The organism is Nitrosomonas sp. (assembly GCF_020852615.1).
Classification (GTDB): Bacteria; Pseudomonadota; Gammaproteobacteria; order Burkholderiales; family Nitrosomonadaceae; genus Nitrosomonas.
The window spans coordinates 1-16,686 of sequence record NZ_JADZAJ010000017.1 but is presented as its reverse complement, the minus strand read 5'-3'; the positions used below and the strand labels follow the sequence as shown (position 1 = coordinate 16,686).

The following is a 16,686-nucleotide window of genomic DNA, read 5'->3' as shown; positions in this document are numbered from 1 at the left end:
AGACACAGCATAGCAAAAATGAAAGAAAGATCCGGTTGTGAATCATGCGGTACAGCGCGCGTAATAATTCACAACCTTATTTGATGCAAACTGCCCGCACCTGGTGGATATCGGTGATTCCCTGCAGCACCTTCTCGATCCCGTCCTGCTTTAAGGTACGCATACCGTCATGCAGTGCGGTTACCAGCATTTCAGCAACCCGCGCATGTTCCTGAATGTTTTTCTTGAGGGCATCGGTGGCCGTCAGTAATTCATGCAATCCGACCCGGCCGGCATACCCCGTTTCCGAACAATGTTCACAGCCAACCGCTTCATACAGGGTAATTTGCCCGTTTTCATCACCATACTGCTGAATCCAGCGGGATTCTATTTCACGGTAAGCCGCATCCGGATCAGCCTTGAAATCCCCGATATTCTTCAGCTCCTCACAGTATTCCACCAGCAGTGCATGGATTTCTTCCCGGCCGGCAACATGCGGTTTTTTACATTTGCATAACCGCTTCGCCAGACGCTGCGCCAGAATACCAAGCAAGGCATCAGCAAAATTGAACGGGTCCATCCCCATATCCAGCAAACGGATGACAGATTCCGGTGCACTGTTGGTATGCAGGGTTGCAAAAACCAGATGGCCGGTAAGCGAAGCCTCAATCCCGATACTGGTTGTTTCCTTGTCACGCATCTCGCCCACCATAATGATGTCAGGATCTGCCCGCAGGAAGGATTTCATGATTGTGGCAAATGTCAGCCCGGCTTTAGGGTTGATCTGCACCTGGCGCAATCCTTTCTGCGTAATTTCGACCGGATCTTCCGCCGTCCAGATTTTGGTTTCCGGCCGGTTCAGATGCTTGAGAATAGAATGCAGCGTCGTTGTTTTACCGGAGCCTGTCGGCCCGCAAACGAAAAACAAACCGTAAGGTTTACTGATGATGGATTTCAGTTGCGCCAGATTGGCAGGAGTAAACCCCATTTTCTCCAGCGGAATCGGCTCACCTGCTGCCAGAATACGCATCACCACATCTTCCACACCACCGGCTGAAGGAATTGTCGCCACCCGAAGCTCAATATCAAGCGGTGCAAATTTACGGAATTTGATCTTGCCATCCTGTGGTTTGCGCTTTTCTGAAATATCCAGATCACACATGATCTTGATACGTGTCACCAGCGGATTGCGATAACTGGCAGGGACTTCAATATAGGGCGTCAATGACCCATCTTTGCGAAAGCGAATGCCGGTTTTTCCTTTTCCGGGCAGGGGTTCGATATGAATATCAGAAACACCCATTTTGTAGGCATCCATGATGACACGGTTCACCAGCTTCACCAGCTCGTTATCAGCAGCTGCAGAGGCCTCATCTGCTTCTGCCTCCTTTGTCTCCTCCCCTCCTTCATCCAGATTGGAGAGCATTTCATCAATACTGCTGCCAATGTTTTCGGTTTTATTATCGCCATAAAACAAATCCAGCGTTGCCTGAAATTCGTGCCGGGTACAAACCGTATAGACCACCTTGCGCTTTGGGAAAATCTGATTGACGATACGCAGTGCCTTAATGCGCTCCGGATCCAGCGTCAGTACCACCAGTCCGTCAACACCATCATCAATCGGTAACCAGCTGTTGCTTGCAACAAACTCACGCTTGAGATTCTTGAGCAGATCCAGCGGCTTGATCCGATCCGGCCGATAGCGCTCATATCCAACCCCGTAGAAAATCGCCAGCGCCTCACCCACTTGCGCCACGCTTACGCTGAATTCATCAATCAGTACATCCTCCAGGTCACAACCTGATTCACGTGCCTGTCTGGTCGCCAGTTCAAATTCACTGGCACTGATTAAATTATTAATGATCAGCGCATCGTAGCGTGTCCTGCCCAGCAACTGCTGCATCTGACGCTGTTTAAGCGCGGCCGCCAGCACGTGACAGATTTCACCCAGATCCTCCACAACCTTTTGCGCAAAAGGCGCATCTGCCTTGTCCCGGTTATTGATAAGCTGCACCACGCCCAGCAGATCATTGTCACCCGCATTCAGAATCGGCACTACCAGCATTTGCCGGGTGCGATATCCGGTTCGCTTATCCACCTCCTGCAGAAAACGCAAGTGTTCACCCTGCTCCCTGAGTTCATTCCGGTCATAAACATCCCTGAAATTAACAAGTTTTTTATGCAGCGCCACAAAACCGGCAATGCTGTGTTCATTGATTGGCAGTTTCAGATCCTGCCAGGAATCCAGCCCGGTCTTGACGCGTGATGTCAGGCTGACTTTATCCTCACTCAGGGTATAAACAGTCAGACGTTCCGCACTGAAAATATCGCAAATATCCCGACTTACCTCAAATATAACTTCATCCACATTTCCGGCAGCCTGGATCCTGTCAATCACGGATCGCAAACGCCCGGCAGCCTCTGCAGCAACGCCGGGATCGGCTTCAAAAGCCAGAGATATACTCATTTTTCTTCACCTTAAAATTCAAATAACTGATTACTTGCCAATCTGCGCAGATCAAAACGGCTGACTCTGGCGAGAATCTCCCGCATGGTTATGTCTGCCTCATTCTGACGCAAATGAGTAATGTATATTTCGGCATCCTGCTGCAGTTTATTCAGCTCATCTGCGAGCAGGGCAGGATGGAAATGCCCGGCGCGCCCCGCAATATCACGCTGGGCATCACTGAAGGCGGATTCGATAATCAGATAACGCAGGCTGGTAATCCGGTTGAGTGCTTCCCACAATGCCTCACTGGCAGTGGTATCCCCGGTAAATACCAGGCTGGCCCGGCCGGAATCCAGCTGAAAACCGGTGGCAGGAACGGCATGACATGCCGGCAGTGGCGTGATCCTGCGTGAATCCAGCACCACTGTCTCTCCCACCGCAAGCGGCTCATAACGCATGTAAGGATGAACGGCATCAGGAATGCAGGAAAAATCCGGCCAGATATGCCAGTTGAAAATATGCTTCTGCAGGCATTCCAGCGTCTCCGGCAGCGCATGTACGATCAGCGGACGATCGCGCAGGCTGCCAGCCGTATCAACCAGAAAAGGGATGAATGCAATATGGTCGAGGTGAGAATGTGTGACAAAGACATGATCGATTTTCAGCAGATCACCCAGTGCAAGCGTACCCACCCCGGAGCCGGCATCAATCAGAATATCGTCATCCAGCAATAATGCAGTAGTATGGGAGTTGCTCCCTATCCCACCGCTACAGCCCAATACTTTTAATTTCAAGTTTAAAAATCCTCCATCCCGGACTTAACGGCAACTTACCGCAAATCCTTTGCTGTAACAGATGGAGAATTACAGCTGATTCCCGCTATTTGAGCAGTAACACAGGAACAGTCGAAAGCTGAATCAGCTTGCTGGCAACCGAACCGAGCAGCAAACCCTTGATTGCACCCAGCCCGCGCGGGCCAATGACAATCTGATCACACTGTATTTCTTCAGCAAATTGCAGAATCATGGGCACAATCTCACCTGCAACAATATGGTGCCGGTAGGTAATCCCCTTTTTTTCCAGATAATCACGCGCCTGCTGCAGACTTCTGAGACCTTCCTCGCGGTAGTAATCACCGATCTCGTCCTTGTTGACAAACATGGAAACATTGCCGGTTAGTGGCATACGTACGTTCAGCAAATGAATTTCCGGTGTTTCACGATACCAGTCGAGCCTGTTCACAAATTCCTCAACCGCCCGCCCGGAAGCTTCCGAACCATCAACCGGCAATACTATTTTCAACATAACGCCCTCTCCCTCTTATACATACATACCTGTGTTTCATCATAAACCGCGCTCAGTGTACAAACGCTATCAGGTGCCAGCCTCATTCTTTTTTCAGCAAATCCACGGTTAATCGCGCTTTTTTCTGTATCCGGGCTGTCAGCCATTTTCCGGTAACGATCACCCCAAACGAACAGACTGCCGGCACCAGCCACTGCAGATAGGCTGGCTGCGCATCAACCCACTCCCGGCTGACAGTATCACCTGTCAGCAAACCACCGGCAACCCAGCCGAGAAAACCGGCACCGATGACGATAATCACGGGAAAACGTTCAATCCATTTCATCACCAGCTTGCTGCCCCAGACGATGACAGGGACACTGAACAGCAGACCGAATATCACCAGCATAAGATCATCTCTGGCCGCACCGGCAATCCCCATCACATTGTCCAGACTCATCACCGTATCGGCGATGATGATAGTCTTGATCACGCCCGGCAGAGTTGTCGCCCCCCCCTTCACCATCGATTCACCCTCACCCGCCGGGCCGGCCGGCTCCGGCAGCAGCAGTTTAACGCCGATCCACAGCAACAACAAACCGCCGGTAATTTTCAGATAAGGCAGGGTCAACAGCTTGAGTGCAAAAAAGACCAGCAGGATTCGTATCCCGATCGCCCCTGCTGCTCCCCAGAATATTCCCTGATTACGCTTGTGTTCCGGCAGATGCCGGCATGCCAGCGCTATCACCACGGCATTATCGGCGCCCAGTGCAATATCAATGACAACAATCTGAAAAACAGCAACCCAGAACTGCGGATCGGTTACCTCCATGTCTTCTACTCCTGTCGCTCGGAAATGAATGCAAGCACTTCATCCTGCCGCCGTAAGGTATCCCGGTAGCCCAGATCGATCAGTGCCTGGCAGAAAGGTGCTTCAAACAATACATAACTGAGCATGGCAGAACCTTTCGGTCCCATCGCCCCGGCAGCATGAAAAAAATAGCGGATCGTACGCGGTAAACTGCTGGCGTAAGCCTGTGTCAGCTCATCAATTCTTTCGCTGGGTGTAATTACCATGCTGGCAACCGTGCGCAATGAAGAAATATTTCCCGTCTGCATGTCCGGAATCAGGCTCAATGTCTGGTTGATACGTTGCAAACGTTCAATATCAACATCCAGACTGTCAACGAAAATGCTGCTCATCACATGCCCGGCAATCTGTGCCAGTGGCGGATAACCGGTTACCTTGACACGCTCGCATTCAGTCTCTTTTTTCTCATTTACACCAATCACCAGCAAACGGTCTGCCCCCAGATGCAATGCGGAACTGAGCGGCGTCAGCTGCCGCATGGAGCCATCGCCAAAATACTCCCGGTTAATCCGGATTGCCGGAAAAATGAATGGAATCGAAGCCGACGCCACCAGATGCTGGATGCCAATACGTGCCGGAACGCCAATGCGTTGTGCCCGTTTCCAGGGGGTAACACTGGGATTGGCCTGGTAGAAAGTAACCGACTGCCCGGAAGCATATCCCCAGGCTGTTATTCCGAGCGCGTGCAATGTGCCTGCGTGAATGCTTCTGCGTATCCCCCTGAAAGGCAGGTGACAGGCCAGTAACTGCCGAAGTGGCGTGTTATCCAGCAGCGAAACCGGTTTATCCGCCATTTTGCTTGACACGATCGAGCCAAGATAGCGCAGTGTGTTATGCAGCACTCCGACCAGATCAGAGCGGTAGATCTGGCCGGTATGCAGATTGCCCCATACCGCTTCCAGTCGCTTGACGCCTGTGGAAAAATGCGTCGCCGCCATGGCCAGGCCGGCTGCATTGATAGCTCCGGCAGAAGTGCCGCAAATCACAGGAAAGGGGCTGCGCGCATGCGGGGGCAGCATTTCAGCAATCGCCCGCAGCACTCCGATCTGATAAGCAGCCCGTGCACCGCCACCAGTCAAAACCAGACCCAGTCTCGATGGTTGAGGATCCTGTGGAACCATCTCATTTACAGACAATGCACGCCACTCCGTTTTCTACCAGTATCAATGCCAATGCCTCCGCTCCTGCTCAGTTTCGCACCCGCGCGACTATACAGTATCTCCAATTTACACGAGATATTTTCGCTTCCCGACAAAGGCACTCCTGCACGGATCCCTGCGGAAATTCCCAAACACAACCCTGACATGCCATAGTGCTAAAATGCCACTAAAAAAGCACAGCAGTGGATGTTCTCCCTATAACCACAACACATCAATCACCATGACACATACCGGCCTTTTTCCTCCTGTCGAACCTTATGATCACGGCATGCTTCCGCTGGATAACACGCACACCATGTACTGGGAGCAATCGGGTAACCGTAACGGTATTCCCGTTCTGTTTCTGCACGGCGGACCCGGTGCGGGCGCCACACCTGCTCATCGCCGGTTTTTTGACCCCGCCCGTTACCGGATTATTATTTTTGACCAGCGCGGTGCCGGACGTTCCACCCCGCTGGGCGAAGTTAAAGACAACACCACACCGCTGCTGATCGGGGATATTGAAACCCTGCGGCAACATCTCGGTATTGAACAATGGCTGGTTTTTGGAGGATCGTGGGGCAGTACGCTGGCACTTGCCTATGGCGAGGCACACCCTGATCGTTGCCTGGGCTTCATTCTGCGCGGTATTTTTCTTTGCCGGCCCGGTGAAATCAACTGGTTTCTGTATGGTCTGCGCAACCTCTTCCCCGAAGTCTGGCGTGAATTTGTCGCACCTCTTTCTCCTATCGAACAGTGCGATATTCTTTCCTCTTACTATCGCCTGCTGATGGATCCCGATCCTGCTGTTCACATGCCCGCTGCAAAAGCATGGGGGCGTTATGAAGGAAGCTGCTCAACGCTGCTGCCCAATCCTGACACAGTGAATTATTTCACCAGTGATACGGTTGCACTGGGGCTGGCGAGAATGGAAGCCCATTATTTCCGGCACAATATTTTCCTGCCGGAAAACAGCCTGCTTGAGAACATACATAAAATCCAGCACCTGCCGGCGGTTATCGTACAGGGGCGTTATGATGCCGTCTGTCCGATCGCCAGCGCACATGATCTGCATCTGGCCTGGCCGCAGGCAGACTATATCGTCGTCAGCGATGCCGGCCATTCAGCCTGGGAACCCGGCATTCTGACCGAACTTGTCAAGGCTGCCGAAAAATTCAAGCTGATGCTGTAACAAAATACCATGCTGTTCCGATTCTGTTCCGGCCTCATCCCAGGCGGGACAGATCGATCAGCCCGGCCAGCTGTCGTACATCCAGCTGCTCCTGAAACGGTAATACACCCAGTAACGGACAGTCCAGCCATTCAGCCAGCGTTTGCAGGTTGATCTCCAGCTGCAGCATGGCCGGGTCGATGACATTTGCCACCCAGCCTGCCAGCTTCAGCCCTGTTGACTCAATCGCACGAGCTGTCAGTAACGCATGATTGAGGCAGCCCAGCCGCATCCCCACTGCCAGAATTACCGGCAGCCCCAGCACGCTGGCGAGATCGCCGGTATCGTAGCGGCAGTCCGGGATGCCTGCCAATGATAGCGGTACCCTGAATCCACCCACACCCTCAACGATCGTGACTTCTGCAGCCGCCTGCAGCTGCTCACAAGCTTGCCGGATCACTTCCGGATCAATCGTAATACCTGTCTGTTGAGCAGCAATATGCGGCGCTACCGGTTCCACGAAAGCGTAGGGATTGATGAGCGATTGCGGCATGCTGATATTGCTGGCAGCTTTCAGATTTTCCACATCCTGCCAGACACCGTTTTCACGGCCGGCTGCCACCGGCTTCATTCCGATCACCGTATGGCCCTGCGCTGCAAAAGCGTGCAGCAGCGCACAACTCACCACAGTTTTACCGATCCCGGTATCCGTACCCGTAACAAAAAAACCGATTGCCATTACATCAGGATCAGTATTGTCACGGTTACGGCTCCAGCCCCAGCTTGCGCCGCGTTTCCGGTTTTAACCGGGTCTGGCGTGATTCGGGTTTCCAGGCGTGGCCGTAAACCACTTCGTAAGTGGCCGGTAACCTGCCATCCTGACGCAGCATTTCATACTGATCGATCACCTGTTGCCATGCCGCCTTACCGGTCAATCCGCGCCGGCGCCCCTGTGTCACATTACGCGCACCGATCGCCTTGAGATCCAGCATCACACTCCTGACATCCTCGTAAGTCAGCGTGATGTATTCCATATCCATCACCGGCAGCGAAAAACCGCAACTCACCAGCACATCACCAATATCATGCATATCCGTGAAACGGTTGACATGACTGAACGGATCTGCTGATCTGAACGCCTGCCGCAGCTCTTTCAGCGTATCCGGCCCGAATGTACTGAACATCAGCAGCCCGCCATTCTCCAGCACACGGTGCGCTTCTGTAAAAGTTTGTCTGAGATCGTTGCACCACTGGATCGCCAGATTGGACCAGATCATCCCGATGCTGCCTTCACACAGCGGCAGCTGCTCAATATCAGCACAAATATAGCGCCCGGGCTGATGTCGTTTGAACGGCAGCCAGCGCTGCCAGCCGGCTACTTGCCCGGAAATGGCGGTACGCGCACAGGTATGCATGGTCAATGCAATATCCATCGGTATGATCTCTGCCGCGGGATAGCGTTCGCTCAGCCTGCGCGTGCCGTAACCGGTTCCGCTACCCGCATCAAGTATCCTGGCGGGAACATATTTGATGTATTCCAGGCGGGACAGCATGCGATCACCTATCTCCCGCTGCAACACGGCGGACTGATCGTAACCGGCCGCCGCCCGCTCGAACGATCGGCGCAGCATACGCTTGTCAAGTACATGGTCATAATGCATCGAAACAGCTCACAAATTGTTCAGGAAAAGAAAGAAACGGCGCATGGCCGCAATGAGGAAACAGGGTCAACCGCGCCCGCGACAAATGCTGCTGCATCCAGTCTGCCGCACCAACCGGGGTAATCACATCATTCCGGCCGTGAATCAGCAGCACGGGCTGCTCTATCTGGCTCAATTCCGCTCTCAGATCACTGGTTTGCAGAATCTTCAGTCCAGCCTGGAGGGTGATCGGATCCGGTGACTGATCGCACAAAACACGCTTGCGCAACTGTGCCAGCACCCGGGTTTGATCCTCGCTGCCGCTGACCTGTAATGTCAGAAACCGGTTAAGTGTCTGAGCATAATCACGCGCCAGATTCTCCATAAATAAAGTCAGCGTGGCAGCATCCATGCCCCACGGCCAGTCTGCCCGTTTGACAAAACAGGGCGTGCTGGCCACCAGCACCAGTTGCTGTACACGCTCAGGCACCCGCAATGCCAGTCGAATTGCCACCTGCCCGCCAAGCGACCAGCCGCATACGCTATAACGATCAGGCAGCCGGGCAGCGATCATTTCTGTCATCTGCTCCAGTGTACCCAAGGCACAATCACGGCTGGCACCATGCCCCGGCAAATCAACCAAGTGAAGACGAAAACGCTGCGACAGCAGCTCCACAACGCTGTCCCACACGCCACTGTGCATGGCCCAGCCATGCAACATCACCCAATCAGGACCATTTCCGACGGTTTTGATATGGACTCCCGCCATATCAGCACCCGGCCAGCTCATGCAGGGCCACACTCAGCTGTTCCACATCCGCTTCGGTATGCGCGGCAGACAGACTGATGCGCAATCGCGCCATCCCCTGCGGCACAGTTGGAGGGCGGATCGCCGGCACCCGGATACCTCTCTCGCACAACGCCCTGTCGAGCCGGACAGCTTCCTGATTCTCCCCCGCCAGTAACGGCTGGATCGGTGTTTCGGATGGCAGTAACGGCCAGGGAAGGGTTTGCAGCTTTTGCCGCAACAACGCTATCAGCCGGACAAGCCGTTCCCGGCGCCAGACATCCTGGCGGATCAGCTGTAAACTGGTCAGCAGGGTGTGTGCCAGTAAAGGTGGCGCCGCTGTAGTGTAGCCATAGGTGCGGCCATGCTGGATAAGTGTTTCAATCACGGGCGCCTGTGCCGCCACAAATGCACCGGACACGCCGGCCGCCTTGCCCAGGGTCGCCATATAAATCAGGTTGGGCACATCCCGTTCCACCTGCTGCGGATAATACAAACAGCCCCTGCCCTGTTCACCCAGCACACCAAATCCATGCGCATCATCCACCAGCAGCCAGGCATCAAAGCGCCGGCACAATGCCAGTAATTCGGCAACCGGTGCTGTATCACCATCCATACTGAATACAGCATCGGTAATCACCAGCCGGTACCGGGCAGTGGTTGCCTCCAGCTGCCGTGCCAGCACATCGAGATCGAGATGCGGATAGCGGATGAAACGGGCTCGCGTCAGCAGGGCGGCATCGTTGAGCGAGGCATGGTTGAGACGGTCAGCAAAAATTGCATCTTCGCGTCCTGCCAGTGCTGTCACCACTGCCATATTGGCCATATAGCCGGTGGAAAACAGTAAAGCACGCGGCAATCCGACAAATGCCGCCAGCGCCTCCTCCAGCTCGTGGTGCGCACGGGAATGGCCGCTGATCAGATGAGAAGCGCCGGAACCGACACCATAGCGCTGTGCCCCTTCTGCAACAGCTGCAATCAGTGCCGGGTGATTGGCCAGCCCCAGGTAATCATTACTGCAGAATGCCAGAAAATCCCTGCCCTCAATAGTGACATGCGGCGATTGCGGCCCTTCCAGCACCGGACGTAAACGGTACAGCCCCGCCTGTTTACGTTGCTGCAGTGCCTCGGTTAAATCCGGCAGCATTATGGCTGAAGTGCGTGCAATCCCAGTTTTTCAAGCAAAGCCATATCCTGTTCCGTATCCGGATTACCGGTCGTCAGCAGTTTATCGCCATAAAAAATGGAATTTGCTCCAGCCAGAAAACACAATGCCTGAATCGCTTCCGGCATCTGGCGGCGGCCGGCAGATAGCCTGACTTTTGCTGTTGGCATGGTAATACGTGCTGCCGCGATGGTACGGACAAACTCGAGTGGATCGAGCTCAGGCGTCCCGTACAAAGGCGTGCCTTCCACCTGAACCAGATAATTGATCGGGACTGAATCAGGATAAGGATCCAGGTTGGCCAGCTGTGCGATCAGCCCGGCACGGGCAGTACGCGATTCACCCATCCCGACGATGCCACCACAGCAGACATTGATATTGGCACCGCGCACTTCTTCCAGCGTATCCAGCCGGTCCTGATATTCGCGCGTGGTGATGATTTCACCGTAAAACTCGGGAGACGTATCAAGATTGTGGTTGTAGTAATCCAGCCCGGCCTGTCTGAGTTGAGCTGCCTGGCCGGGTTTCAGAATTCCCAGCGTGGCACAGGTTTCCATCCCCAGTCCCTTGACGGCACTGATGATTTCAGTCATGTATTCAATATCACGCTGTTTGGGTCCGCGCCACGCCGCCCCCATGCAGAAACGGGTTGCCCCGCTCTCTTTAGCCTTAGTCGCGGCAGCCACCACCTCCTCGCGCGACAGGATGGTCTGATTCTCCACCCCGGTATGGTAACGCGCCGCCTGCGGACAATAGGCACAATCCTCGGAACATCCGCCGGTCTTCACGGAAATCAGCGTGGACAGTTGCACGGCATTGGCATCGTGATACTGGCGATGTACTGTCTGTGCCCGAAAAATCAGGTCATTAAACGGCAGTCCCAGCAGCGACTCAATCGCCGCAACCGACCAGCGTGGCGATGCTTCCTGCTGCAATACTCCCTGTTGTACTGCCAAATCCGTGCTGTTATGCGCACACCCGCAATGTGTTTCAGAAGTTAAACCGGTTTCGTGTTCCATGATCCTCCTCGGCAAAAGCCTGCTCCAAGCTATAATGAACAGCAGGCGATCATCACGGATAACTCTAAAGTTGTCAATTTTTCCTTCTGTAATTCTGAACAGTCGATTAAATTTCACGCAGCTGTTCAATCATAAATACTGTGTATTGTGTCTTGCACCCGGTCATCAGGCTATCTGTCATGCCTGCCTGCAGGATCTGCCCGGGTTGCCGCCAGCGCATTGCCCCTCCTGCCTGTTACCCACGCCTTCGTCCGAGATTTGCGGAACCTGTCTGCGCAATCCCCCCGCCTGGAATCATATCAGAGCCGCTTTGCGCTATACCTTCCCGGTGGATGCGCTGGTGCAGGCATTGAAATACCGCGCTGATCTGCCACTGGCACCAGTACTGGCCAATCTGCTGCTTACCCGGCTCCAGGGAGATTCTCTGCCCGATTACATTATTCCGGTACCACTCCATCCGGACAGGCTGCGAGAAAGAGGGTTCAACCAGGCGCTTGAAATCAGCCGATACCTGAGCAAACAGACCGGCTGCCGATTGCTGCCCGCCGCCTGTATCCGCACGCGCCGCACACCGTCACAAACCGAGCTGCCGCTTAAAAAACGGCTGCAAAACGTACGCAATGCTTTCAGCTGCGGGCGTGATTTTTCCGGAAAACGGGTAGCAATCGTGGATGATGTCATGACCAGCGGCTCCACCTTAAATGAGCTCGCCGGGGTGATACGCCGCCAGGGAGCAGCTGAAGTCTATGCCTGGGCAGTTGCCCGCGCGTTTCCGGGTAAACCATTCTCCGGCACAAAAACAGATTTGCCAGAAAATTTGCCAAAGAACCAGACAGCCGGAAAAATCACTTAACCAATCTATATGTTCCAGGTCATTCTCCACCAGCCCGAAATTCCGCCCAACACTGGCAACATTATTCGCCTCTGCGCCAATACCGGCGCACAGCTGCACCTGATCAAACCACTGGGATTCAGTCTGAGTGATCGGCAACTGCGCCGTGCCGGGCTGGATTATCACGAATGGGCCAGTCTCACTGTGCATGAAGACCTGGCATCCTGCCTGAAACTTATGGCAGAACGACGAATATTTGCGGTCACCACCCGGGCAATCCAGCACCACACTCAGGCAAACTACACCAGCAATGACGTATTCCTGTTCGGCTCTGAAAGCCGCGGATTACCCGTTGACGTGCTGGAAAGTTTTCCGCAGGATCGCCGTATCCGCATCCCCATGCGCCCCGCCTCCCGCAGCCTGAACCTCTCTAACGCAGCTGCAGTTATCATCTACGAAGCCTGGCGGCAGGCCGGGTCTGATGATGGTGCTCTGGCCTGACACTCCCTGACACCAATCACACAATAACGGTGCTGCTATACGACCCAAGAAATGAATCTGCCTTTTTACACCATTGGACACTCCACCCGCACGCTGGAAGAATTCGTTGCACTGCTGCGTGCAGCTGAAGTGGAACTGATCGTTGACGTACGCACTGTGCCACGATCACGCACCAATCCGCAGTACAACCGGGAAACACTCCCCGGCAGCCTGGCGCCATTCCGGATTGATTACGAGCCCCTCCCGCAGCTGGGCGGTCTGCGCGGCAAATCCAAAACTATCGCTCCCGATGTAAACGATTTCTGGGAAAATCAGAGCTTCCACAATTTTGCTGATTACGCACTGAGTGATATTTTTCACGAGGGCTTTGAAAAACTGATCACACTGGGACGAAAACGCAGATGTGCAATCATGTGTTCCGAAGCAGTCTGGTGGCGCTGTCACCGCCGCATCATTTCTGATTACCTGCTGATACACGGCGAAACCGTTTTTCACCTGATGGGGCATAACAAAATAGAAATCGCCCATGTAACGGAAAGTGCCTGCCCCCAACCGTCAGGTGCAGTGACCTATTCATCACACAATTCCCTGGCTGACTAAGGCTTTTTCTGTCCACAGGCCAGACAATCAGATCCGGGCTGATTCTGAAGCCAGCGCCTTCATTCATTCTGTTCACAGAAAAAGCATCATCAATCCTTTACCTCGAACCGCAGAAAATCGATGAACCGCCGCGACTCACTGATCTCATCATGGGGTACCAGCAGATATTTCCAAGGCTTATTGCCAATCGTTTTTGCATAATCAGATGCTTGTTGGCACCAGCGGACTGCCGCATTCGCCTTGATTTTAACCTCCTGAGTTTCCATGTCGGTACGCGCTTTGGTTTCGACCATCAAGATTGCTGAATCGGTTTCAGCAACGAAATCGGGAATATATTCGGGTTGTTCGGTGCCCAGTTTGTAATAGATCTGGAACTGCCCCTTCGCCGGTTTAATCCACTTAAGAGCGTCACGCTCCAGAATAATGGCGAAGCGCCGCTCGGTGTCTGAATCGAACTTCTGCAGCGGATACAGGCAACGTGCAAAGCCGCCAAACAGCATCGTCTTGATGCGGCTGGTTTCGGTAACGGTTTCGCGGAAATGGTGCGCGGTCTGTCCGGCAATCGCCGTATAGTTGCAGGGCTTGAGTTCGGTAAAACCACGGCTGACCTGTACTTCGTAATCTGCCGCTTTCTCCCAGAAGTGCGCCATCATTTGTGCGTGAATTTCCCGCGCGATCAGCCGGCGATCTCGATCCAGCACACTAATTGCCTCATCCGCCGTCAGGTAGCTTTGCAGGTGCCTCACCATTTGATCCGCCAAATCGTAGAGCAAATCGGCATGGGTAAAGTAGTCGATATCGTCGAAATCCACCAGCGCATGAACGATATAGTCTTCCGGGCGCTGCTCCTTCAGGCCGATCTCTGCCGCCAGCGTAAACTGCTCGTTGGTGCGCAGCATTTGACCGACGATTTCGCGCTCACCGGGCTGGAGATGGAGCTGGCTCACATCCAGCTTGAAGGCGTGGAAGCCGGTCGTGACCTCGCCAGTCGGCACCACGGCGATGCGCGGGATATCGATGGTTTGTTGCACCACGATTTCGGTGGTCTTGTCCACCACGGAAGACAGATCAATCGCCGGTGCTCCACCGTCCACGCCCGCCAGCAAACTGCCCCGCATCGGGCGCAAAAGCTCCGCCACCTCCGCCAGAAGTACCGATCGCACCTCCGGCTTGAGCAATGCACTGCTGGTCGGTACCAAATCGTGCCTGACCTCATATTTGCCAATGACATCCATCACCACACGCGCCGCCTGCTTTTCAGCCTCGGTCGTGAAGATCGGCGCTGGCGCAGGGGCAAATTCACCGCCGCCACGGGCCGCTGCCGAGGCAGGATCGACCGCCGGGGTGTCCACAAGCCCAAGGCGCGCCGCCGCCCCGGACTCAACCCGCACGCTGACCTTCTTGTCATCGGCACCCGGTGCTTCGAGGATCACCTGCTTCAGCCGGATCGGCGAATCGCCACGATTGGCTTCGTCGATGATTTCCTGAAACTTGTCATGAGCGACGATGTTCAGCCGATCCACCGCCGCCACACCAGTGCGTTTGCCATAAGGCAGGCGCAGGCCGCGACCGATGCTCTGCTCGATCAGCGTGCGCGCATTGGCCGCTCGCAGCGGCACAATGGTATAGAGATTGGTCACATCCCAACCTTCCTTAAGCATGTTGACGTGAATCACGATCTCGGTCGGCTCATCCACACTCTCCACTGCCAGCAGGCGTGAGATCATTGCTTCCTCTTGAGCGCCTGTTTGGCTGGAATCGACCTGAATCACCTTGCCCGCATAGCGGCCATCAAAAAAAGCATCAGACTCCAGCAACGTCAGCAATTGCCCGGCATGAGTTGTATCGCGCGCAATCACCAGCATGAAAGGCTTGACCGCCTGCAAACCATTTTCACGAGCGTAGGTCAGCAGCTCTACCTTGGTGGTTTCGTGCAGGCGCACACCATCTTCCAGCTTGATCTTCTCGATTTCCTCCGGCGTATGTGCCTTCGCATCAAAATTACGCTGGGTGACAACGGCAGGCTCCTTGACAAAACCGTCTTCCATCGCCCGCGCCAACGGGTAGTCCACAACGACATTCTTGAACGGGATCGGCTTTGGGTTTGCTTCTACGAACGGTGTAGCCGTCAGCTCCAGCCCGAACAAAGGCTGTAATTCATTGATCGCCCGCATGCCGGCCTGGGCGCGATAGCGGTGCGATTCATCCATCAGCAACACCAGATCGGGCAAATTCGCCAGATGGTTGAAGTAGCTGTCGCCCAGCACCTCACGCATCCGCTTGATGCGTGGCTCCCTGCCACCGCGCACCTCGGAATTGATCTTGGAGATGTTGAAGATGTTGATGCGCACATCGTGCGCAAAGCCCATCGACTGATTGTCCACCGCTGCACCGGTTTGGTCGTAGTTGTCGCCCGTGATGATCAGTGGCGATTGCTGGGCAAACTCGGCGATGCCTTTGAACACATACTTCGGTGTGTTGCGCGTGAAGTCCGCAATCAGCTTGTTGTAAATCGTCAGATTGGGAGCGAGCACGAAGAAATTGTTGATCCCGTGCGCCAAATGCAGGTAGGCGATAAATGCGCCCATCAGCCGCGTCTTGCCCACGCCCGTGGCCAGCGCGAAGCACAGCGAGGGGAATTCGCGCTCGAAATCCGCAAGCGTCGGAAACTCGGCCTTCAGCGTGGCAAGAATGGCAGCAATATCACGTTCATGGCCGAGCATTTCCGGCGCGGCATCCAGCGCTTGCTTCAATCTGGCAAGGGATTCCGCCTGCGGCGCGCGTAGCGACAAGCGGCCCGTAACATGGTTCTGTACGCGGGCGCTCATTTGTCACCGTCCTCTTTGTTTTTTTCTAATTGCAATATCAAACGATCAAAATCGCTTTGAAATAACCTGTCCTGCACGATACGGTATTGCTCGAATTCGCTTTCGGCGTGCAGCTTTACCTGCTCCTGCGATACCTTACCCGGCCCCATCAATATCTCATTGCCATTGAACTCCAGGAACCCATCCAGTCGCTTGGCCCAATCCTGCATGGACATGGGGATTTTGCGCATCGCCTGGAGTTCAGCAAAATCCAGATAAATCGACACAATGCGCTCCAGATACTCCGTCTCTTGTACATTCAGATAATTCTTGGCGATGGAAACATCCGATTTGATAATTTTTCCCTGTGGCGCAGCGGCCCAATGCGTCAGCCCCATATTCGTTCTACCCGCATCAGCGCGTGACACAATCAGCTCGGCTG

General features: G+C 54.3%; 16 protein-coding genes. 4 read left to right on the top strand and 12 right to left on the bottom strand.

Annotated elements, in window-relative coordinates:
* Positions 1 to 76: 76 nt before the first annotated feature.
* From IT527_RS03245 to IT527_RS03225, 5 genes are all read right to left on the bottom strand, one after another.
* The gene (locus tag IT527_RS03245; RefSeq protein ID WP_292966506.1) at positions 77 to 2,446 is read right to left on the bottom strand and encodes a GspE/PulE family protein; all 2,370 of its coding nucleotides are present in this window, start codon (positions 2,444 to 2,446) and stop codon (positions 77 to 79) included.
* 11 nt (positions 2,447 to 2,457) lie between these two features.
* Complete coding sequence (locus IT527_RS03240) at positions 2,458 to 3,222, bottom strand: 3',5'-cyclic-nucleotide phosphodiesterase (RefSeq protein WP_292966504.1); 765 nt, start codon at positions 3,220 to 3,222, stop codon at positions 2,458 to 2,460.
* 85 nt (positions 3,223 to 3,307) lie between these two features.
* Positions 3,308 to 3,733, bottom strand: a complete 426-nt coding sequence (locus IT527_RS03235) for a universal stress protein (protein ID WP_292966502.1) — start codon at positions 3,731 to 3,733, stop codon at positions 3,308 to 3,310.
* 82 nt (positions 3,734 to 3,815) lie between these two features.
* Entirely contained in the window at positions 3,816 to 4,544 is a 729-nt protein-coding gene (locus IT527_RS03230; protein WP_292966501.1) for a TerC family protein, read from the bottom strand.
* Positions 4,545 to 4,549: 5 nt separating this feature from the next.
* Complete coding sequence (locus IT527_RS03225; RefSeq protein ID WP_292966627.1) at positions 4,550 to 5,704, bottom strand: patatin-like phospholipase family protein; 1,155 nt, start codon at positions 5,702 to 5,704, stop codon at positions 4,550 to 4,552.
* 259 nt (positions 5,705 to 5,963) lie between these two features.
* On the opposite strand from IT527_RS03225, the gene pip reads away from it, so the two are divergent.
* Positions 5,964 to 6,914 (top strand): prolyl aminopeptidase, encoded by a 951-nt coding sequence (pip, locus tag IT527_RS03220; RefSeq protein WP_292966624.1) that lies wholly within the window; start codon positions 5,964 to 5,966, stop codon positions 6,912 to 6,914.
* 34 nt (positions 6,915 to 6,948) lie between these two features.
* Here the strand turns inward: pip and bioD are convergent, their stop codons facing one another.
* From bioD to bioB, 5 genes are read right to left on the bottom strand one after another with little or no spacing between them, the layout of a single operon-like run.
* Entirely contained in the window at positions 6,949 to 7,632 is a 684-nt protein-coding gene (gene bioD / locus IT527_RS03215) for a dethiobiotin synthase (RefSeq protein ID WP_292966500.1), read from the bottom strand.
* Between the two features lie 25 nt (positions 7,633 to 7,657).
* Positions 7,658 to 8,554: a malonyl-ACP O-methyltransferase BioC gene (bioC, locus tag IT527_RS03210; protein WP_292966499.1), complete on the bottom strand. Its 897-nt coding sequence runs from the start codon at positions 8,552 to 8,554 to the stop codon at positions 7,658 to 7,660.
* Positions 8,544 to 9,302, bottom strand: coding sequence for a pimeloyl-ACP methyl ester esterase BioH (bioH, locus tag IT527_RS03205; RefSeq protein ID WP_292966498.1), 759 nt, complete (start codon positions 9,300 to 9,302; stop codon positions 8,544 to 8,546). The genes bioC and bioH overlap by 11 nt, the downstream gene beginning before the upstream one ends.
* 1 nt (position 9,303) lies before the next feature.
* The gene (gene bioF / locus IT527_RS03200; RefSeq protein WP_292966497.1) at positions 9,304 to 10,467 is read right to left on the bottom strand and encodes an 8-amino-7-oxononanoate synthase; all 1,164 of its coding nucleotides are present in this window, start codon (positions 10,465 to 10,467) and stop codon (positions 9,304 to 9,306) included.
* Complete coding sequence (bioB, locus tag IT527_RS03195; protein ID WP_292966495.1) at positions 10,467 to 11,504, bottom strand: biotin synthase BioB; 1,038 nt, start codon at positions 11,502 to 11,504, stop codon at positions 10,467 to 10,469. Before bioB ends, bioF begins: the two co-directional genes overlap by 1 nt.
* 70 nt (positions 11,505 to 11,574) lie before the next feature.
* On the opposite strand from bioB, the gene IT527_RS03190 reads away from it, so the two are divergent.
* The 3 genes from IT527_RS03190 to IT527_RS03180 are packed head-to-tail and all read left to right on the top strand — an operon-like array spanning position 11,575 to position 13,437.
* Positions 11,575 to 12,357: a phosphoribosyltransferase family protein gene (locus tag IT527_RS03190; protein ID WP_292966494.1), complete on the top strand. Its 783-nt coding sequence runs from the start codon at positions 11,575 to 11,577 to the stop codon at positions 12,355 to 12,357.
* 9 nt (positions 12,358 to 12,366) lie between these two features.
* Entirely contained in the window at positions 12,367 to 12,837 is a 471-nt protein-coding gene (gene trmL, locus IT527_RS03185) for a tRNA (uridine(34)/cytosine(34)/5-carboxymethylaminomethyluridine(34)-2'-O)-methyltransferase TrmL (RefSeq protein ID WP_292966493.1), read from the top strand.
* 51 nt (positions 12,838 to 12,888) lie between these two features.
* The gene (locus IT527_RS03180) at positions 12,889 to 13,437 is read left to right on the top strand and encodes a DUF488 domain-containing protein (RefSeq protein ID WP_292966492.1); all 549 of its coding nucleotides are present in this window, start codon (positions 12,889 to 12,891) and stop codon (positions 13,435 to 13,437) included.
* An 89-nt stretch (positions 13,438 to 13,526) separates the two neighbouring features.
* On the opposite strand, the gene IT527_RS03175 is transcribed toward IT527_RS03180, so the two are convergent.
* The gene (locus IT527_RS03175) at positions 13,527 to 16,265 is read right to left on the bottom strand and encodes a DEAD/DEAH box helicase family protein (RefSeq protein WP_292966491.1); all 2,739 of its coding nucleotides are present in this window, start codon (positions 16,263 to 16,265) and stop codon (positions 13,527 to 13,529) included.
* On the bottom strand, positions 16,262 to 16,686 hold a 425-nt coding region (rhuM, locus tag IT527_RS03170), incomplete at its 5' end, for a RhuM family protein (RefSeq protein WP_292966489.1). The genes rhuM and IT527_RS03175, both read right to left, overlap by 4 nt.